This window comes from Sphingomonas sp. HITSZ_GF, from assembly GCF_029543155.1.
In the GTDB taxonomy this organism is placed as follows: Bacteria; Pseudomonadota; Alphaproteobacteria; order Sphingomonadales; family Sphingomonadaceae; genus Sphingomonas.
This window is the reverse complement of record NZ_JARQXA010000002.1, coordinates 19,542-37,515: the sequence shown is the minus strand read 5'-3', so window position 1 is coordinate 37,515 and position 17,974 is coordinate 19,542. Positions and strand designations below refer to the sequence as shown.

Genomic DNA, 17,974 nt, shown 5'->3' with positions numbered 1-17,974 from the left:
CTCTTATCTTTGAGAGGGAGCCTATCGGTTGTCAGGCCACTCGGCCAGACCCGATCGGGTGCTAGTGCTCGCCGTGGCCCTGGGCGAGATAGGTGTCCGAGCGCATTTCCATCAGCCGGCTGACCGTGCGGTCAAACTCGAAGCGTCCATCGCCGGCTTCGTAGAGATGCTGCGGTTCGGCATCCGCGGCGGCGAGCAGCTTGACGTTATGCTCGTAGAGCGCGTCGATCAGCGTGACGAAGCGCGCCGCCTCGTTGCGGTTCTCCGGCCCTAGTTTCGGAATGCCGACCAGGATCACGGTGTGGAAGCGCCGGGCGATGGCGAGATAGTCGGCGGCACCGCGCGCCTCGCCGCACAGCCGCTTGAACGAGAAGACCGCGACGCCCTTCAGGCATTTGGGCACGTGCAGCTCGCGCCCGCCCTGCACCGGCAGCTCGCAGGTCGGCACATGGGCGCGGTCTTCCACCGCGAAGTCGGTCAGGCGGAAGAATGCCTCGGATAGCTGCTTCGTCGCCTCGGGGCCGTTCGGCACCAGCCAGGTATCCATCCGGCCCAGGCGATCGAGCCGGTAATCGGTCGGGCCGTTCAGCGTCAGCACGTCCATCTTCGCTTCGATCAGCTCGATGAAGGGGATGAACAGCTCGCGATTGAGCCCATCCTTGTAGAGGTCGCGCGGCGCCCGGTTCGAGGTGGCGACCATGGTGAGGCCGTGCCCCATCATCTCGGTGAACAGGCGTGAGAGGATCATCGCGTCGGCGGGATTGTTGACCACCATCTCGTCAAAGGCGAGCAGGCGGACGTCCTCGGCCATCGCGTCGGCGACCGCGACGACGGGGTCGCGGGTGTCCTTCTTGCGCTCCTCGTTCAGGCGCTCGTGCACTTCGAGCATGAACTCGTGGAAGTGGACGCGGCGCTTCCGGCGGATGTTCACCGTCTCATAGAACAGGTCCATCAGCATCGACTTGCCGCGGCCGACGCTGCCCCAGATGTAGAGCCCGCGCGGCGGCTCGGGCATGCGGCCGAGCGCGCGCCATAGGATGCTGCCCTTTTTCGGCACCGCCTCCAGCTCGTTCGCGAGCTGGTGGAGCCGCTCGGCGGCGGCGGCCTGTTCGGGATCGGGGCGGAGCTCGCCCGCGGCGACAAGGGCGTGGTAGCGGTCGAGGACCTTGGTCATGCCGCCCCCTCCGTCATCCCGGCGAAAGCCGGGATCTCGTGCCGCAAGCGCCAACGCCTGAGATCCCGGCTTTCGCCGGGATGACGAGAACGGGGTGTGGTCATGCCGGGGGCGAACTCTTGCGGATGGTGCCGAGGAAGCTGGCGACGGTGACTTCGCCCTGGCGGACGACGCCGCGCAGGAAGAGCATGCGGCCGGTCTCGCGGAGCAGCTCGACTTCGGCCTCGGTCTCGGTGCCGATCGCGCCGCCGGCGATGAACTGGATCGACATGTCGACGGTCGAGGCCGGGCCGGCGAGCACCCCCAGCCCGCGCGCCGCCGCGAACAATGCCATGTCGATGAAGCCGGCCAGCGCGCCGCCATGGATATGGTCGCGCAGGTTCGAATGCTGGCGCTCGAAGCGGTGGCGGACCAGCGCGGTCCGCTCGCTCACGGCCTTTACCGAAAGCGAACCGATGAAGCTGTTGAACCGCCCCTGATCCACGATCTGCCAGCGCTTCCAGCCCGGCAGATCCGGATCATCCTCGTAGAAGAAATGCTCGGGGCCCGGCTGGTTCACGGATCAGAACGAGCGCTCGGCTTCCATCTTCTTGATCTCGGCGATCGCCTTGCCCGGGCTCAGGCCCTTCGGGCAGACGTTCGAGCAGTTCATGATCGTGTGGCAGCGATAGAGGCGGAACGGATCCTCGAGATTGTCGAGGCGCTCGCCGGTCATCTCGTCGCGCGAATCGGCCAGCCAGCGATAGGCCTGGAGCAGGATCGCCGGGCCGAGGAACTTGTCGCTGTTCCACCAATAGCTCGGACACGAGGTCGAGCAGCAGGCGCACAGGATGCACTCGTACAGGCCGTCGAGCTTCTCGCGGTCGGCCGGCGACTGGAGCCGCTCCTTGCCCGAGGGCGTGGTCGAGACGGTCTGCAGCCATGGCTTGATCGAGCTGTACTGCGCATAGAAGTGGGTGAAGTCGGGAACCAGGTCCTTGATCACGTCCATGTGCGGCAGCGGCGTGATGCGGATATCGCCCTTGATATCCTCGATCGCGGTGGTGCAGGCGAGGCCGTTGCGGCCGTCCATGTTCATCGCGCACGAGCCGCAAATGCCCTCGCGGCACGACCGGCGGAAGGTGAGCGAGCTGTCCTGCTCTGACTTGATCTTGATCAGCGCGTCGAGGACCATCGGGCCGCATTCGTCGAGGTCGATCTCGAACAGATCGTAGCGCGGATTCTCGCCGCTATCCGGATCGTAGCGGTAGATCTTGAACTTCTTGACGTTCTTCGCGCCCGGGTCCGCCTTGTGCTCCTTGCCCTTGGAGGAGATGCGGCTGTTCTTGGGAAGGCGGAATTCGGCCATCGAGGGGTTCCTTATGCTTGGGCGCGCGATAGCCAATCGCGCCGCAGGGCTCAACCTCTCAGATGATATCCAGCACAAGACCCAGCGAACGGGCCTCTTCGGCCTCGATATACCAGTTGGCGGGGGCGCGTTCCTGCACTTCCTCGAAGCGCACGCGGCTGCCGGCGATGATGTCGCGGAAGCCCTCTTCCTCGATCCGCACCGATTCCTCGATCTCGTGCAGCTTGGCCTTGAGGCTGGCGACCTGCATCTTGAGCGGGCCGGACAGCTCGATCGTCGAGCGGATCTGGCGCTCATGGATCATCAGCCGCGTGCCGCGCGTCAGGAAGCGCTTGTCGGCGGGGAAGGCGGACATGAAGGTGGCGCCGGCCGAATAGACCGCGACCTTGCCGAGGAACAGGATCTCGCGCCCCGAATATTCGCGCATCAGCCTTATCTCGTCGCCCATCAGCCGGGCGACCTCGGGATCGCCGCCCAGCGTGGAAAGCGAGATCACCAGCGTGCCCTGCTTGGGCGCGGCGGCGAGTTGCTCGCGAAAAGACGCGTACATCGCCTGGTCGACGGGGCCGGAAAGGGCGACGTGCGGCTGGGCGAGCAGCGGGTAGCGCGTCGCCTGGGTGCCGTCGTCGGGCAGCGGTTCATGATGTTCGGTCACGGGCGCGGTAACTGCCGCGGGCGCATCGGGTTCCGGCGCGCGCGGCAGGACGGGCGCGACGGGGCGGGGGGCGAGGGCGCGGTGCCTGGCCTCGCGCCGCTCGACCCAGCGGCGCACGACGAACGCCAGGCCGAGGCTGATCAGCAGGCCGAGCCCGACCTGGAGCAGCCGGTTGCGGAAGCCGCCGGGAAGCGCCTTCTGGATCGCCGCGGGGATCTGGTGCTCCAGATCGCCCGGGATCAACCGCTCCAGAAGGGTTTCCTGGTCGGCCATCTCATCCGCCGCGCTTCAGCGCATCGGTCGCCGGGCGGCCGACGGGCGGGGTATCGGTCTTGGGCATGCGCGCCTCGAGCGGGGCGAGCCAAGCCTGCACGTCCGCGCCGATGCTCACCTGCGGATTGCTGGGATTGACCTGCGCCGCGCCTTCCCACTCGCCGATCAGCATCCGCGCCTGGTCCGACGCCGCCTCCAGCGGCTGGCTCTTGCGCAGCCCGTGGTTGATCATCGCGTCGCCGAAGAAGGTCCAGTCATTGTCGGCCTGGCAGCCGAAGCTCGGGCGATCGGACGAGGCGGCGGTGAACAGCGCAGTGTCGGGGCTGGAAAGCGGCCCGACGAAGATGCCCGAATAGCAGGCCGAAAGGATCAGCACCCGGTTCTTGATGCCCAGCTCGTCGAGCAGTTCCTCCAGCCTTTTGGGGCTGAGGATGCCATAGCCTTCGTCGCCATCATGATAGGCGATGCCCACCTTGGCGCCGTGGCTGGTGGTATAGAGGACGAGCACGTCCTGCTGCTTGTCCATCACCTCGGCGATGCGGGCGAGCGCGAGGGTGAGGCTGGTGAGCGAGCCGCCCGGCAGCTCGCTCGGCATGGTGCCGGTGCTGCCGGCCAGCACGATCGTGCGCCCGGCGGCATCGAAGCGGCGCGAGAGCACCTTGCCTGCCTCGCGCGCCTCGCGGCCGAACACCGGGTCGCTGTCGAGCGCGACCGAGACGACATAGGCATCGACCAGTGCCTTGCGTTGCGGCTGCAGCGCACCCAGCGCGACGTTCAGCTTGCGGCTGTCGGCGAGCATCGCCTTGGCGGAACGGCCGCGTTGCAACTCGGGGCCGGGATCGAGCCCGTCGATGCCATCGGGTCCTGAAACCATCCCCGGCCAGTCCGCCTCGTGCGCCGGCGCCTTGTACTGGGCCGAGGCCGGCGCGGCGGCGAGCGCGGCAACCGCCGCAAGGATGGCGAACGCGATACGCATGGGCAGGCCGAACCCCCGGAAATAGTTAACGGCCCACTCTCGCGGGTGCGCGGGCAGTGTCAAGCGGGGGCGGGCGCTTTCGTCCCGCGCTGGCACTGGGCCCGGGCGTCAGTGCCAGACCGCGGAGAGCGGATAGAGCAGGATCAGCCAGGCCAGGCAGGCGCCGACCATCCGCCGGTCGCGCACCAGGATGGCGAGCAGGATGACCGGGAAGAAGGACCAGGTGCACACCAGCACCTTGGGGCTGAGCAGCCCGTGCGTGCCGAGCAGCGCGATGGTGGTCGCCATCAGCGCTATGTTGCAGAGCAGGACGGCGCCGAGGACCTTGCGATATTGCTTGTCGAAATAGCGGTCGAGGTCGCCCCATTCGTCGAAATCGTCGGGGAAGATCAGCGAGGCCGCGACATAGTAGATGGCCGTGACGACGAAGCCCCCGAACAGCACCGCCCAGCTGAGCGGCAGCAGGTCGCGTAGCGCCCAGCCATACATCCAGAAGGTGACGACGTCGCATGAGACGAAGATGCCGAGCAAGGCGGTCGCCCAGCCGATCCGCACCTTGTGGCTGGCCTTGAGCGCGCGGGACAGGCCGCCCAGGCCCTCTGCCAGCGCAAGGCCGAGCAGCAGGCCGAAGAAACTGAAGATGAATTCGAACGCGCTCATCGGTGATGCGGCCCCCTTTTCCGGCGCCTACTTGCCTTTATCCGGCCCCCGCCGCTAGAGGGGCGGCATTCGCAAGGATCCGGTGAAAGTCCGGATGGCTATCCCGGCCGCCGATCCGCCGGGCAACCCAATGCACGATGACAGACCGCCGCGCTTTCCTGGCGCGAGGCCGTGCGCGCGATTGGCAGTTCCATGACTCAGTTTTCCTCTTCCTTGCGGGCCGAGTGGCTCCCCGGCGGCGCCCAGGCGCGCCGCGACGTGCTGGCCGGCGTGGTGGTTGCGCTGGCATTGATACCCGAGGCGATCGGCTTCTCGATCATCGCCGGCGTCGATCCGCGTGTCGGCCTCTATGCCTCGGTGACGATCGCGATGGTGATCGCGCTGCTCGGCGGGCGGCCGGCGATGATCTCCGCCGCCACCGCCGCGGTTGCCGTGGTGGTGACCCCGCTCGTGCGCGAGCACGGCGTTTCCTATCTCTTCGCCGCGACGATCCTGATGGGGCTGTTCCAGATCGTCGCCGGGCTGATCCGGCTCGACCTGCTGATGCAGTTCGTCTCGCGATCGGTGATCACCGGCTTCGTCAACGCGCTCGCCATCCTGATCTTCATGGCGCAGCTGCCCCAGTTCATCGGCGTCGGCTGGCAGACCTATGCGATGGTCGCGGCCGGGCTGGCGATCATCTATCTGTTCCCGCGCCTGACCCGGGCGGTGCCGTCGCCGCTGGTCGCGATCCTGGTACTGGCGGGGCTCAGCATCTGGCTGCAACTGCCGGTGCGCACCGTTGCGGACATGGGGCATCTGCCCGAGGGCCTGCCCAGCTTCGCGCTGCCGACCGTGCCGCTCACGCTCGAGACGCTGCGGATCATCCTGCCCTATTCGCTGACGATGGCGGCGGTAGGCCTGCTCGAATCGATGCTCACCGCGCAGATCGTCGACGACATGACCGACAGCGAGGGCAACCGGAAACGCGAGTGCATGGGGCAGGGCGGTGCGAACATCGTCGCGGCGCTGTTCGGCGGCATGGGCGGCTGCGCGATGATCGGGCAGACGGTGATCAACGTCTCCTCGGGCGGCCGCACCCGGCTCTCGACCTTCACGGCGGGCGCGTTCCTGCTGTTCCTGCTCGCGGTGCTTGGCCCCTGGGTCGGGCGGATCCCGATGCCGGCACTGGTCGCGGTGATGGTGATGGTGTCGATCGGCACCTTCAGCTGGAACTCGATCCCCAATCTGCGCCGCCATCCGCCGACTTCGTCGATCGTGATGCTGGTGACGGTGGTCGTGGTGGTCGCGACGCGCGACCTCTCCAAGGGCGTGCTGGCGGGCGTGCTGCTCTCGGGCATCTTCTTCGCCGCCAAGGTCCGCCGCATGTTTGCAGTGGAGCGCAGCGAGGCGGACGGCGTGGCGACCTACCGCGTCACCGGCCAGCTGTTCTTCGCCTCGGTGGACCGCTTCGCGGCGGCATTTCGGGGTGCCGAGCCGATGCGCCGGGTGACGATCGACGTGTCCGCGGCGCATTTCTGGGACATCTCGGCCGTCGGCGCGCTCGACCGGATCGTCGCGCGGCTGCGCGGGGGCGGGGCCGAGGTGGAAGTCGTCGGCTACAACCGCGCGAGCGCCGACCTGATCGACCGCTTCGCGCTGCACGACAAGACCGGGGTGGAGACGGGCGCGATCCCGCATTGAGCAAAGAAAAGGCCCGCTCGCACCTGGCGAACGGGCCTTTTCGTAATCCGCTATCGAAGGATCAATACACCCGCTTCTTCGGCTTGATGTACTCGATCTCGTCGGTGAGCGTGTAGTCGTGGACCGGGCGGTAGTCGATGCTCGTCGCGCCGCCCTTGCCGCCCCAGCCTTCGAAGCTGGCGACGGTGTGCTTCATCCAGTTCTTGTCGTCGCGATCCGGGAAGTCCTCGTGCATGTGCGCGCCGCGGCTTTCCTTGCGGTTGGCGGCGCACTCGATGGTGACGACGGCCTGGCCGATCAGATTGTCGAGCTCGAGCGTCTCGACCAGATCGGTGTTCCAGATCAGCGAGCGGTCCTCGATGCCCACGTCCTGGAAGCCCTTATAGACTTCCTTCATGTGCTCGACGCCTTCCGCCAGCAGCGCGCTGTCGCGGAACACGGCGCAGTGGCGCTGCATCGTCTTCTGCATATCGGCGCGGATCTGCGCGGTGGGCTTTTCGCCCTTGGCGTTGCGGAAGTGATCGAGGCGGCCCAGCGCAAATTCTTCCGAGCCCTTGGGCAGCTCGTTGTGCTTCATGCCCGGCTTGAGCAGCTCCTTGAGCCGCAGGCCGGTCGCGCGGCCGAACACCACGAGATCGATCAGCGAGTTGGAGCCGAGGCGGTTGGCGCCGTGGACCGAAACGCAGGCCGCTTCGCCGACCGCGAACAGGCCGGGGACGACCGAGTCCGGATCGCCATCCTTGTTGCGGACGACTTCGCCGTGATAATTGGTCGGGATGCCGCCCATATTGTAATGGACGGTCGGCACCACCGGCAGCGGCTGGCGGGTCAGGTCGACGCCGGCGAAGATCTTGCCGGTCTCGGTGATGCCGGGCAGGCGCTCGTGCAGGATCTTCGGATCGATGTGGTTGAGGTGAAGGAAGATGTGATCCTTCTCCTTGCCGACGCCGCGGCCCTCGCGGATTTCCATCGCCATCGAGCGCGCGACGACGTCGCGGCTGGCGAGGTCCTTGGCCGAGGGGGCATAGCGCTCCATGAAGCGCTCGCCTTCGGAGTTGGTCAGATAGCCGCCCTCGCCGCGCGCACCCTCGGTGATGAGCACGCCGGCGCCGTAGATGCCGGTCGGGTGGAACTGGACGAACTCCATGTCCTGCAGCGCGATGCCCGCGCGCAGCGCCATGCCGTTGCCGTCGCCGGTGCAGGTGTGCGCCGAAGTTGCCGACTGATAGACGCGGCCGCCGCCGCCGGTGGCAAGCACCACGGCATGGCTGCGGAAGCGGTGGATCGAGCCGTCTTCCATGCACAGCGCGATCACGCCGCGGCAGGCGCCGTCCTCCATGATCAGGTCGAGCGCGAAATATTCGACGTAGAAGTCGGCGTCATACTTCAGGCTCTGCTGGTAGAGCGCGTGGAGCATGGCGTGGCCGGTGCGGTCGGCCGCTGCGCAGGTGCGCTGCACCGGCGGGCCTTCGCCCATGTTCTGCATGTGGCCGCCGAACGGGCGCTGGTAGATCGTGCCATTGTCGTTGCGGCTGAACGGCACGCCGGCATGCTCGAGCTCATAGACCGCAGCCGGGGCCTCGCGGACCATGTACTCGATCGCGTCCTGGTCGCCGAGCCAGTCCGAGCCCTTGACGGTGTCGAACATGTGCCACGACCAGTGATCGGGCGTGTTGTTGCCGAGCGACGCGGCGATGCCGCCCTGCGCCGCGACGGTGTGCGAGCGGGTCGGGAACACCTTGGTGATGCAGGCGGTCTTCAGCCCGGCCTCGGCACAGCCCATGGTGGCGCGCAGGCCCGAGCCGCCGGCGCCGACGACGACGGCGTCATAGGTGTGGTCGATGATCTTGTAGGCGGACATCAGAGCGCGGCTCCTGCCGAGAAGGCGATCTTGAGGATCGAGAAGATGGCGAGCGTGCCGGTCGTCAGCGTGAACAGGTTGAGCAGCACCATCAGCACGATGTGCGTCTCGTCGTGCAGATAGTCCTCGATCACCACCTGCAGGCCGAGGCGGAAGTGATAGAAGGTGCTGGCGACGAGCAGGATCAGCGGCACCGCGACCTGGGTCTGGCCGATCCAGTGGCGGATCGTCTCGAAATCATAGGCCGGCAGCAGCGCGATGCTGAGCACGAACCAGAGCGTGAGGATCAGGTTGAAGCCGCCGGTGAGCCGCTGGTGCCACCAGTGATGCGCGCCTTCCTTGGCCGAGCCGAGGCCGCGGACCTTGCCGATGCTGGTGCCGTTACCCATGGGTCTTCCCCCAGATGATGAAGCCCCAGAAGGCGATGGTGGCGAGGATCGAGATCGCGAAGGTCAGCGTCGCGGTCGTCTTGTTGGCCTTCAGCTCGAAATTGGCGCCCTGATCCAGGAAGAAGTGGCGAACGCCCGAGCTCAGATGCTGGAAGAAGGACAGCGTCAGGCCGATGCCGAAGACATAGCCGGCAATGTTGAGCGCGCCCGACTTCAGCGTGAACAGGTCGAGGAACAGCGCATAGGCGGCCGGGCCCGAAGCGAGCGCGACCAGCCACCAGACGAACAGGATCGTTCCCACGGTCGCCAGCCCGCTGCCGGTGACGCGGTGGATGATCGACGCCGTCATCGACGGGCCCCATTTCCAGATCGATAGATGCGGCGACAGGGGTCGCGCCGGGTTGCGCACAGTGGCCAAGATTGATGTCCTTCCTCGGTCGGTGCCGTCTCCTTAGTCCGCATGTCGCGGGATGCAAGGTCACATGCGTTGCCGGCGGCTTTGACTAACCCGGTCTTAACCAGTTCCCCCGCATATCCGGCAACCGAGCGGTCCTATCGTCCCTGGGCCGCCACAGGGGACATAGTTTTGTGACCAACGCCGTTTCGCTTGAGGATCTGCCGACGCCGGGCACCGTAGCAGCCCGCATCGACGTGCGTGCGCGCCTGCGCGTCTTCGACATCGACGGCACGCTCGCCGCCTCGGGCCGCGCCGCCTGGGAAGCGCTGGAGCCGGAGATTCGCGCGGTTTCCGAAGCCTTCTGGAACCAGTGGCTGCGCTGCTTCGCCGACGAGCGGAGCTGGGCGACCGACGATACCCAGAAGATGATCGATGTCGGCGTGGTCTTCCTCAGGAACCGCTTCCTCGACACCGAGGGCCGCGCCTGGATCGAGTCGATCGAGCGCTCGGTCGCCGCAGCCTATGCCGCCAAGGTGCAGCCGATGGCGCTGCTGTCGATGATCAGCGCGAGCGATCGTGCCGCGTTGGAAATCCTGATCCGCCGCGTCGGCACCGCCGACGAGCGACTCGCCGGGCTGATCGATACGCTGATGCGCCTCTCGGCGCTCGAAGGCGACATCACTGTCGAGATCTACAACATGTACCGCGAGCACAGCGCCCAGGCAGCGCGCGACCGGCTTGCCGAGGATTTCCGCGACTCGATCGGCGGCACCGTCCAGCGCGCCTCGCGCGAAGGCGAGCAGCTGCGCATCCAGGCCAGCCACACTTCGGCTTCGGCGCGCGGCATGCTCGGCAAGGCAAGCGAAGTCGCCGCGGCGGCCGAGCAGTCGGCAGTGGCGATGCGCGAGGCGGCGCAGACCGCCGCCGGGCTGATCCGTGCGATCGAAGACGCCCGTACCGAAGTCGAGGCTGCGGCAGGCATCGCCACGCGCGCTTCGTCGCAGGCCAGCGAGGCCGTTGGCATGAGCGAAGCGCTCAGCGATCACGCCAAGTCGATCGAATCGATCCTCGGCCTGATCCGTGACATTGCCGGCCAGACCAACCTGCTCGCGCTCAACGCGACGATCGAGGCTGCCCGTGCCGGTGACGCCGGTCGCGGCTTCGCAGTGGTCGCGCAGGAAGTGAAGAGCCTCGCCAACCAGACCGCGCGCGCGACCGACGACATCGCCTCGAAGATCGCGGCGATCCAGTCGGCGACCAAGGGCACGGTGGAGACCAATGCCTCGATCCGCTCGACGGTGACCGAGGTGCAGGAAAGCGCCAACCGTATCCGCAGCGCGATGGAAGTGCAGGCGCAGACGGTGACTGCGATCACCGCGGCGGTCGACGAGACGGCGCTCGCCGCCGATTCGATGTCGGCGACGATCGGCGCGATCCGCGAGGACACCGAAGCCGTGGCGAGCGAGATCGACCGGGTCGGCCAGGGCTTTGCCGCGCTCGAGGGACAGCTGGGCAGCCTGAAGGGCAGCGCCAGCGACTTCATCGCCAAGGTTGCAGCCTGAGGAGGGGCAGGATGGTGGTACGTCGCGAACCCGGCCGCTGGAGCGGCGGCACCCGGACGGTGGAGGACCATCGCCGCGAATATGACTGGGACGGCGCGATCGATCCCGGCTGCCGCGAGATCGTTGCGCTGATCGGGCATCGCCAGCGCGAGATCGCCGAGGCCTTTTGGAGTCACTTCAAGGCGATGCCGGCCAGCCAGCCGATGCACAAGCTGATGAACGATCCGGCCGCCTATGAGGCCCAGGTCGCGCGCGGCACCCATTACGGCACGATCAAGTTCGAGAAGCCGTTCAGCGAGGAATGGGTCGAGATGGTGTGCGGCTATGCCACCGAGACCTACAAGGTCGGCATCCCGCTGCCCGCCGTGGTCGCTGCCTTCTCCTTTGCCCATAGCGAGACGATGCGGGCGCTGCGCGCGGCGCTGCCCGACGATGCCGACAGGCTCGGCCGTCTCTGCGACGTGGTCCAGCGCATGGCGATGGCCGAGGCCGATCTGATGGCCGGCCATCTCGGCGCGCGCGATGCGGCCTATGCCGACGAGGCGCGCCGCGACCGTTCGCAGCAGTTCCGGGCGAGCATCGCCGAATCGATCGAAGGGGCCACCGGTCTCGCCAACCGCATCCGGGTGCAGGCGCAGGGCGCCTCGGGCTCGGCGCGCGGCATGCTCGGCAAGGCGAGCGAAGTCGCTGCGGCGGCCGAGCAGTCGGCCGTGGCGATGCGCGAGGCGGCACAGACCGCCGCCGGGCTGATCCGCGCGATCGAAGACGCCCGTACCGAAGTCGAGGCTGCCGCGGGCATTGCCACGCGGGCTTCGTCGCAGGCGAGCGAGGCGGTGGGGATGAGCGAAGCGCTCAGCGATCACGCCAAGTCGATCGAATCGATCCTCGGCCTGATCCGTGACATTGCCGGCCAGACCAACCTGCTCGCGCTCAACGCGACGATCGAGGCCGCCCGTGCCGGTGACGCCGGCCGCGGCTTCGCGGTGGTTGCGCAGGAAGTGAAGAGCCTGGCGAGCCAGACCGCGCGCGCGACCGACGACATCGCTTCGAAGATCGCCGCGATCCAGTCGGCGACCAAGGGCACGGTGGAAACCAATGCCTCGATCCGCTCGACGGTGACCGAGGTGCAGGAAAGCGCCAACCGCATCCGCAGCGCGATGGAAGTCCAGGCGCAGACCGTCACCGCGATCACCGCGGCGGTCGACGAGACGGCGCTCGCCGCCGATTCGATGTCGGCGACGATCGGTGCGATCCGCGAGGATACCAAGTCGGTCACGCACGAGATCGACACGCTCCAGAAGGACGTCGCCGAAGTCGACGACCGGCTGCACAAGCTGCGCGCGGCTGCGGACAGTTTCTCGAGCAGTGTCGCCGCTTAACCGCCCTCCCGGCGACCCCGGACCTGATCCGGGGCGGGATCTCGTGCCGTATTGCGCCTGCGCCTGAGGCCCCGGCTTTCGCCGGGGTGACGAAGGGGCTAGTGGGTGGCGATGGCCACCCACATCCTCCTCACCGGCGCCAGCCGCGGCATCGGCGCTGCGATCGCCGAGAGTTTCAGGCGTGACGATGTCCGCCTGATCGGGCAGGGCACGCGAAGCGGCATCCCTGCCGACTTCGCCGATCCAGCCGCGCCCAAGGCGCTGTGGAACAAGGCGCTCGATGCTCTGGACGGTCGCATCGACGTGATCATTAACAATGCCGGCGTGTTCGAGACCAATCCGCTCGACATCGATCATGACGACTGGGTAGCGAACTGGGAGCGGACGATGCGGGTGAACCTCACCGCCTCGGCCGAGCTCTGCCGCCTCGCCATCTGCCACTGGCAGGCCGGGGGGCGCCCGGGCCGCATCGTCAACATGGCGAGCCGCGCCGCCTATCGCGGCGACTCGCCCGCGCACTGGCATTATGCCGCGTCCAAGGCGGGCATGGTCGGCATGACCAAGAGCATCGCGCGGGGCTATGCGCGCCAGGGTATCCTTGCCTTCGCGATTTGCCCTGGCTTCACCATGACCGGCATGGCCGACGAGTATCTCGCCAGCCGCGGCGGCGAGAAATTGCTGGCCGATATTCCCCTCGGGCGCGTGGCCGACACCGACGAAGTCGCGGTGCTCGCGCGCTTCTGCGCCCTCAACGCGCCGCCTTCGATGACCGGGGCGGTGCTCGACATCAATGGAGCGAGTTACGTACGATGAGCAGCTGGAAGCTCACCTTGCCGTGCACCCGCGCGGAAGCCGAGGCGATCGACGCCGATGACGAGGCGGTGTTCGCGATCGAGCCGATACCGGTGCTTCTCACCAGCGAAGTGATCGCAGACGATCCGCTCGCCTGGCAGCTCGAGGCATATTTCGAATCCAAGCCCAACAGCGCCGCCCTCGCTGCGGTGCAGGCTCTGGCGCCCAGCTCGAAGGGCGTGAAGGCCGTTGCCGAGAAGATCCGCGATGCCGACTGGGTGACGCTGAGCCAGGCGGGGATCGAGCCGGTCCATGCCGGGCGCTTCTACGTCCACACCGAAACCAACAAGGGCAAGGTGCCGGCCGGCGCCAAGGCGTTCCGCATCGATGCCGGTCTCGCCTTCGGCACCGGCACGCACGAGACCACCTCGGGCTGCCTGCTCGCGCTCGATCGGCTCAAGGCCGAGGGCAAGCGCTTCGAGAACATCATCGATGTCGGCACCGGCACCGGGCTGCTCGCCTTCGCCGCGCTGCACCTCTGGCCGCGCGCCTATGCCACGGCGTCGGACATCGATCCGCGCGCGGTGGACGTGACTGCCGACAATGCCGAGATCAACGGCTTCCGGCTTGGCGGCAAGCCAGGTGAAATCGCGCTGGCCGCCGCCGCCGGGGTCGAGCACCCGCTGCTGCTCGGCCGCGCGCCCTATGACCTGGTGATCGCCAACATCCTGGCCGGCCCGCTGATCGAGCTGGCGCCGAGCCTGGGCGCGGTGCTGGCCGAGGGCGGCACGCTGATCCTGGCCGGATTGCTCAAGGGCCAGGCAGAGGACGTCGCCAAGGCCTATCGCCGCCAGGGCCTGCGCCTGGTCGACCGCAGCGACCGCGGCGACTGGCCGACGCTGACGCTGGCCAAGCGCGTGCGCTACGGGACGGAGCGGGTGACGCGCCTCAGCCGGGGCAAGGGAGAGGCGCCCGGGTTCGGGAGCTGGTAAAACTAGTCCGATCTCTAAGCCGTCATCCCCGCGAAAGCGGGGACCCAGCTTCTTTCTTCTTCGTCCTGCTTCTCCGCCCGCCCCTCAGCAATTGAGCGTATCGAACAGGTCCGCCCAATCCGGATTGCCGCGTTCGATAAGCTCGATTTTCCAGTCGCGCCGCCATTTCTTTATCGCCTTCTCGCGGGCGATGGCATCTTCGATCCGTTCGAAATGCTCGACATGGACGAGCCGCGACACGCCATATTTCGAGGCGAATTGTGAACCTGTGCCATCGCGATGCTGCATCATCCGCGCAGCGATGTCGGCGGTTACGCCCGTGTACATCGTACCGCGATAGCGGTTCGCCAAGATGTAGAGATAGCCGCCCTGGCTCAAGGCAGCTGGGTCCCCGCTTTCGCGGGGATGACGGTAAGAAGGTTATCCTTTGGACCGCGCATAGTCCTGCGTGCCGCGGGTGATCACGTCATCCCCCGGCAGGATCTCGGCGATCGGGATGTCCGGCGTGCCGACGATCTCGTCGTAAAGCGGCGCGAAGTCGGTCTCGACGGTTTGGCGCAGCAGTTCCTCATAGCTGGGTATGACGAAATAATTCTGCTGGAAGTCGTCGATCCGATAGTCGGTCTGCATCACCCGCTTCATGTCGAAGCCGATGCGGTTCGGGCTGTCGCTTTCCAGTGCGAACACGCTCTCGGCCGAGGACGAGACGATGCCGGCGCCATAGATGCGCAGATCGCCCTCCTCGCGGATCAGCCCGAACTCCACCGTGTACCAGTAGAGCCGGCCGAGCTGCTTCAGCGCGCCCAGCTCGAGCGCACGGTTGCCGCCGCGGCCATAGGCGGCGAGGTAATCGGCGAACACCGGATCGGCGAGCATCGGCACATGGCCGAACACATCGTGGAAGACGTCGGGCTCCTGAATATAGTCGAGCTGGTCGGGCCGGCGGATGAAATTGCCGGCGACGAAGCGGCGATTGGCCATATGGTCGAAGAACACGTCATCGGGCACCAGCCCCGGCACCGCGACCACCTGCCAGCCGGTCAGCTTCATCAGCCGCTCAGAAAGCTCCTCGAAATTCGGGATGCCCGATTCGGAGAGGCGCAGCGCCTCGAGGCCGTTCAGATAGGCCCGGCTCGCGCGGCCCGGCAGCAGCTTTGCCTGGCGCGCATAGAGCTTGTCCCAGGTAGCATGCTCCTCGGCCGTATAGGCCTGCCAGTTCTGCGGGATCGTCCAGTCGGCCGACGCACCTTCGGGCGGACGGTCGAGCACATGCGTGTCTTGAGCCATGACTGTGGCATAGCATGCGGGCCTTGGGGGCGAAATGGGGGCGGGTTTGCGGATAATCAAAAGCGTGCTCGGATCGCTGGCGCTGGTGGTCGTGCTCTATCTCGCCGCGGCGGGGCTCGGCGCCGGGCTCGCTACCAATAGCGGACGCGAGCCGCCCGCTCGCGGCGTGCGCATCTATGTCGCCGACAATGGCGTGCACACCGATCTGATCCTGCCCGCCGCCGCCTTTCGCGACTTTGCCCGGCCGGAGCATCTGCGCGATCCGCGTGCCGCCGCGGCGCCGTATCTCGCCTTTGGTTGGGGCGACCGTGACTTCTACCTCCACACTGCGCAGTGGCGCGACGTGAACCCGTGGCGCGTCGCCAGGGCGCTGGTCGGCGCGGGATCGACGGTGCTGCATGTCGCGCATGTGCCCGAGCCCAGGGCAGGGGGCAGAGTGCGTGCGTTGCTGCTCCGGCCCGACGAATATCGCCGGCTGGTCGCCTATGTCCGCGGCACAGTCGCCACCGGGCCGGTGGTGCGCGGCTATGGCGCGCGCGACGCCTTTTACAGCGCGAAGGGTGGCTATAGCGCGATCCGCACGTGCAACGAATGGACGGGGCGGGGCCTGCGCGAGGCAGGCGTGCCGATGGGCATCTGGACACCTTTGCCCTGGGGCGTGATGCTATGGCTATGATTCCGGGCACCGCCCACGAACCGCCGCCGGGCATCGCCTTTGCGCTGGAGCCGGCGCGCGCCGCGATCACGGTGGCCGAACTCACCCGCTTCCGCCTCGCCGGGCTGCCCCGCGGCGACGGCCGTCCGGTGCTGGTCTCGCCGGGCCTGTGCAACACCGATCGCTCGAACTTCGTGCTGCGCACCATGCTCCGGCGGCTCGGCTATCGGCCCTATCCGTGGAGGCTCGGCCGCAATTTCGGGGTGCGCACCGTCGGCCCCGACTGCGAGAAGCTGATCGCTCGCGTCGAGCAGATCCGCGCCGAGACCGGCGAGAAGGTCACGTTGATCGGCGTCTCGCTAGGCGGGATCATGAGCCGCATCGTCGCGCATCGCCGGCCCGATCTGGTCCGTGCGGTGCTCACGGTCAGCTCACCCTTTGCCGGACCGCCGAGCGCCACCAATGTCTGGCGCGCCTTCCAGGCGTTTACCGGCGAGAAGATCACCGATCCGGCGGTGGCGCAGCGGCTGGAAGAGGCGGTGCGCCCGCTACCCATGCCCTCGGCGGCGATCTGGAGCCGCAGCGACGGCTTCGTCAACGGGCTGATCTGCCGCGAGGCGGAAGGCGCCGCCTGCCGCGCAGTCGAGGTGCGCAGCAGCCACTTGTTCGTCCAGATGAAGCCCCAGGTGCTGCGCGCGGTGGCGGAGATATTGGGCGGCTGGGCCTAGCAGGGCGTGCCCGCGTCGGCCTCGAACAAGGTGAGGTCGCGCCCGCCGATCTCCAGCTCGGGCCAGGCCGCGCGCCATGCCTTGATGTGCGCCGCCTGCCAATGCGCCTCGAGCGCAGCGCGGTCTGTCCAATGCTCGATGACGTGGATCAGCCCGGGCTCGAGCACGTCCTCGCCATAGCTATAGTGGAGGCAGCCCGGCTCGATCCGGCTCGCCTGCACCATCGCCGCCATTGCGGGGCGCGCCGAATCAACATGGTCCGCGGGAATGCGGAAGGTGCCGGTGATGATCAGCATCAGCGGTGTTCGGGACGCAGCGAATTGCCGGCGCGGCCGCCACGCAGCGAGGTGACATAGGCCAGCGGGTTCAGCCACGAGCCCTCGCCGGTATAGCTGTGCGTGATGATCTCGGCGCGGCCGCCCAGGCTCTCGATCGGCACCGGGCCGCCCAGCCCCTTTTCTGCCAGGGTGAAGCGGCTGTCGGCCGATTGGTCGCGATTGTCGCCCATCAGGAAGACATGGCCGGCGGGCACCTTGATCGGGCCATATTCGTCGCGCGGGCTGATATAGCCGCCGGGCAGATAGGTGTCGCCCAGATCGATCACGTCATAGCTCGCGCCGTTCGGCAGCGTCTCGCGGAACAGCGGTAGCGCGCAGACCAGCGTGCCGTCCTGCTTCACCTTGCGGAACGGGGCGAGCATGCCCTCGTCACAGGGGACGTTGGCGTCGACCGGGATATCGGCGGTACCGTCGGCCACGCGCGGCACCGGCTTGCCGTTGAGGATCACCGCGCCATGGCTGACCGCGATCGTGTCGCCGGGCAGGCCGATCACGCGCTTGATCAGGTCCGATCCGTCCTCGCGCCGCGCCACGGTGACGATGTCGCCGCGCGCGGGCAGCGTGCCGAACAGCCGCCCGGGCACCACGGCGCTGCCATGGATCGAGAGCGAGGCGTAGGACCAGCCATAGGGATATTTGGAGACGACCAGCCGGTCGCCCTTGAGCAGCGTCGGCATCATCGAGGCCGACGGAATGTAGAAGGGCTTGGCCGCCACCGTCTGGAAGGCGAAAACGCCGGCGAAGAGCAGGCCCCAACCGAGCAGCCCGCGCGCCCAGCCGGCCTTTTCCGGCGCGACCGCTGCTTCGTCGGTCGCAATCATCGGA

Annotated in this window: 20 protein-coding genes and 1 other annotated feature; of the genes, 7 read left to right on the top strand and 13 right to left on the bottom strand. The window is 67.4% G+C overall.

Translation table 11 applies throughout. The annotated features are described in order from the left end of the window. Positions 1 to 61 precede the first annotated feature (61 nt). From zapE to P6144_RS05905, 6 genes are all read right to left on the bottom strand, one after another. On the bottom strand, positions 62 to 1,174 hold the full coding sequence (gene zapE / locus P6144_RS05930) for a cell division protein ZapE (protein ID WP_277766819.1): 1,113 nt from the start codon (positions 1,172 to 1,174) through the stop codon (positions 62 to 64). Between the two features lie 100 nt (positions 1,175 to 1,274). Then, a complete protein-coding gene (locus tag P6144_RS05925; protein WP_277766818.1) occupies positions 1,275 to 1,733 on the bottom strand; it encodes a PaaI family thioesterase in 459 nt (152 codons plus the stop codon). Positions 1,734 to 1,736: 3 nt separating this feature from the next. Then, positions 1,737 to 2,522, bottom strand: a complete 786-nt coding sequence (locus tag P6144_RS05920; protein WP_277766817.1) for a succinate dehydrogenase iron-sulfur subunit — start codon at positions 2,520 to 2,522, stop codon at positions 1,737 to 1,739. Positions 2,523 to 2,580: 58 nt separating this feature from the next. Beyond that, entirely contained in the window at positions 2,581 to 3,156 is a 576-nt protein-coding gene (locus P6144_RS05915) for an ATP-dependent Clp protease proteolytic subunit (protein WP_277767408.1), read from the bottom strand. Between the two features lie 295 nt (positions 3,157 to 3,451). Further along, positions 3,452 to 4,426 (bottom strand): C13 family peptidase, encoded by a 975-nt coding sequence (locus P6144_RS05910; protein WP_277766816.1) that lies wholly within the window; start codon positions 4,424 to 4,426, stop codon positions 3,452 to 3,454. A gap of 108 nt (positions 4,427 to 4,534) precedes the next feature. Next, positions 4,535 to 5,086, bottom strand: coding sequence for a hypothetical protein (locus P6144_RS05905; RefSeq protein ID WP_277766815.1), 552 nt, complete (start codon positions 5,084 to 5,086; stop codon positions 4,535 to 4,537). 72 nt (positions 5,087 to 5,158) lie between these two features. Further along, positions 5,159 to 5,214, top strand: a sequence feature (sul1 is cis-regulatory element that is thought to sense ions involved in sulfur or methionine metabolism; They are found in Alphaproteobacteria). Positions 5,215 to 5,278: 64 nt separating this feature from the next. Between P6144_RS05905 and P6144_RS05900 the strand changes: the two genes are divergently transcribed. Next, complete coding sequence (locus tag P6144_RS05900; protein ID WP_277766814.1) at positions 5,279 to 6,769, top strand: SulP family inorganic anion transporter; 1,491 nt, start codon at positions 5,279 to 5,281, stop codon at positions 6,767 to 6,769. 61 nt (positions 6,770 to 6,830) lie between these two features. Here P6144_RS05900 and sdhA read toward each other — a convergent pair whose 3' ends face one another. The 3 genes from sdhA to sdhC are packed head-to-tail and all read right to left on the bottom strand — an operon-like array spanning position 6,831 to position 9,437. Next, positions 6,831 to 8,633 carry a succinate dehydrogenase flavoprotein subunit gene (gene sdhA / locus P6144_RS05895; RefSeq protein WP_277767407.1) on the bottom strand — a complete coding sequence of 601 codons (1,803 nt, stop codon included), beginning with the start codon at positions 8,631 to 8,633 and terminating at the stop codon, positions 6,831 to 6,833. Further along, positions 8,630 to 9,019 carry a succinate dehydrogenase, hydrophobic membrane anchor protein gene (gene sdhD, locus P6144_RS05890; protein WP_277766813.1) on the bottom strand — a complete coding sequence of 130 codons (390 nt, stop codon included), beginning with the start codon at positions 9,017 to 9,019 and terminating at the stop codon, positions 8,630 to 8,632. The genes sdhA and sdhD overlap by 4 nt, the downstream gene beginning before the upstream one ends. Then, positions 9,012 to 9,437 (bottom strand): succinate dehydrogenase, cytochrome b556 subunit, encoded by a 426-nt coding sequence (gene sdhC / locus P6144_RS05885; protein WP_277766812.1) that lies wholly within the window; start codon positions 9,435 to 9,437, stop codon positions 9,012 to 9,014. The genes sdhD and sdhC overlap by 8 nt, the downstream gene beginning before the upstream one ends. Positions 9,438 to 9,634: 197 nt before the next feature. Between sdhC and P6144_RS05880 the strand changes: the two genes are divergently transcribed. From P6144_RS05880 to P6144_RS05865, 4 genes are all read left to right on the top strand, one after another. Beyond that, entirely contained in the window at positions 9,635 to 10,978 is a 1,344-nt protein-coding gene (locus P6144_RS05880) for a methyl-accepting chemotaxis protein (RefSeq protein WP_277767406.1), read from the top strand. Between the two features lie 11 nt (positions 10,979 to 10,989). Continuing rightward, the gene (locus tag P6144_RS05875; protein WP_277766811.1) at positions 10,990 to 12,357 is read left to right on the top strand and encodes a methyl-accepting chemotaxis protein; all 1,368 of its coding nucleotides are present in this window, start codon (positions 10,990 to 10,992) and stop codon (positions 12,355 to 12,357) included. Positions 12,358 to 12,468: 111 nt separating this feature from the next. After that, positions 12,469 to 13,170 (top strand): SDR family oxidoreductase, encoded by a 702-nt coding sequence (locus P6144_RS05870; RefSeq protein WP_277766810.1) that lies wholly within the window; start codon positions 12,469 to 12,471, stop codon positions 13,168 to 13,170. Next, positions 13,167 to 14,141 (top strand): 50S ribosomal protein L11 methyltransferase, encoded by a 975-nt coding sequence (locus tag P6144_RS05865; protein WP_277766809.1) that lies wholly within the window; start codon positions 13,167 to 13,169, stop codon positions 14,139 to 14,141. The genes P6144_RS05870 and P6144_RS05865 overlap by 4 nt, the downstream gene beginning before the upstream one ends. Before the next feature lie 84 nt (positions 14,142 to 14,225). Here the strand turns inward: P6144_RS05865 and P6144_RS05860 are convergent, their stop codons facing one another. After that, on the bottom strand, positions 14,226 to 14,519 hold the full coding sequence (locus P6144_RS05860) for a GIY-YIG nuclease family protein (protein ID WP_277766808.1): 294 nt from the start codon (positions 14,517 to 14,519) through the stop codon (positions 14,226 to 14,228). A gap of 42 nt (positions 14,520 to 14,561) precedes the next feature. Next, a complete protein-coding gene (gene phhA / locus P6144_RS05855) occupies positions 14,562 to 15,428 on the bottom strand; it encodes a phenylalanine 4-monooxygenase (RefSeq protein ID WP_277766807.1) in 867 nt (288 codons plus the stop codon). A 64-nt stretch (positions 15,429 to 15,492) separates the two neighbouring features. Here phhA and P6144_RS05850 point away from each other — a divergent pair, with 64 nt between their 5' ends. Together P6144_RS05850 and P6144_RS05845 are read left to right on the top strand one after the other, a co-directional pair. Beyond that, positions 15,493 to 16,104, top strand: coding sequence for a TIGR02117 family protein (locus P6144_RS05850; RefSeq protein ID WP_277766806.1), 612 nt, complete (start codon positions 15,493 to 15,495; stop codon positions 16,102 to 16,104). Next, positions 16,095 to 16,811: an alpha/beta fold hydrolase gene (locus P6144_RS05845; protein WP_277766805.1), complete on the top strand. Its 717-nt coding sequence runs from the start codon at positions 16,095 to 16,097 to the stop codon at positions 16,809 to 16,811. The genes P6144_RS05850 and P6144_RS05845 overlap by 10 nt, the downstream gene beginning before the upstream one ends. Here the strand turns inward: P6144_RS05845 and P6144_RS05840 are convergent. Then, positions 16,808 to 17,107 carry a putative quinol monooxygenase gene (locus P6144_RS05840; protein ID WP_277766804.1) on the bottom strand — a complete coding sequence of 100 codons (300 nt, stop codon included), beginning with the start codon at positions 17,105 to 17,107 and terminating at the stop codon, positions 16,808 to 16,810. The genes P6144_RS05845 and P6144_RS05840 overlap by 4 nt on opposite strands. Beyond that, a complete protein-coding gene (gene lepB, locus P6144_RS05835) occupies positions 17,107 to 17,970 on the bottom strand; it encodes a signal peptidase I (protein ID WP_277766803.1) in 864 nt (287 codons plus the stop codon). Before lepB ends, P6144_RS05840 begins: the two co-directional genes overlap by 1 nt. Positions 17,971 to 17,974: the final 4 nt, after the last annotated feature.

What these genes read in the sequence shown, in the direction of transcription:
- zapE (WP_277766819.1), bottom strand. Translation starts at nt 1,174, where the DNA reads ATGACCAAGGTCCTCGACCGCTACCACGCCCTTGTCGCCGCGGGCGAG.
- P6144_RS05920 (WP_277766817.1), bottom strand. Translation starts at nt 2,522, where the DNA reads ATGGCCGAATTCCGCCTTCCCAAGAACAGCCGCATCTCCTCCAAGGGC.
- P6144_RS05910 (WP_277766816.1), bottom strand. Translation starts at nt 4,426, where the DNA reads ATGCGTATCGCGTTCGCCATCCTTGCGGCGGTTGCCGCGCTCGCCGCC.
- P6144_RS05905 (WP_277766815.1), bottom strand. Translation starts at nt 5,086, where the DNA reads ATGAGCGCGTTCGAATTCATCTTCAGTTTCTTCGGCCTGCTGCTCGGC.
- P6144_RS05900 (WP_277766814.1), top strand. Translation starts at nt 5,279, where the DNA reads ATGACTCAGTTTTCCTCTTCCTTGCGGGCCGAGTGGCTCCCCGGCGGC.
- sdhD (WP_277766813.1), bottom strand. Translation starts at nt 9,019, where the DNA reads ATGGGTAACGGCACCAGCATCGGCAAGGTCCGCGGCCTCGGCTCGGCC.
- P6144_RS05875 (WP_277766811.1), top strand. Translation starts at nt 10,990, where the DNA reads ATGGTGGTACGTCGCGAACCCGGCCGCTGGAGCGGCGGCACCCGGACG.
- P6144_RS05870 (WP_277766810.1), top strand. Translation starts at nt 12,469, where the DNA reads ATGGCCACCCACATCCTCCTCACCGGCGCCAGCCGCGGCATCGGCGCT.
- P6144_RS05865 (WP_277766809.1), top strand. Translation starts at nt 13,167, where the DNA reads ATGAGCAGCTGGAAGCTCACCTTGCCGTGCACCCGCGCGGAAGCCGAG.
- phhA (WP_277766807.1), bottom strand. Translation starts at nt 15,428, where the DNA reads ATGGCTCAAGACACGCATGTGCTCGACCGTCCGCCCGAAGGTGCGTCG.
- P6144_RS05845 (WP_277766805.1), top strand. Translation starts at nt 16,095, where the DNA reads ATGGCTATGATTCCGGGCACCGCCCACGAACCGCCGCCGGGCATCGCC.
- P6144_RS05840 (WP_277766804.1), bottom strand. Translation starts at nt 17,107, where the DNA reads ATGCTGATCATCACCGGCACCTTCCGCATTCCCGCGGACCATGTTGAT.
- lepB (WP_277766803.1), bottom strand. Translation starts at nt 17,970, where the DNA reads ATGATTGCGACCGACGAAGCAGCGGTCGCGCCGGAAAAGGCCGGCTGG.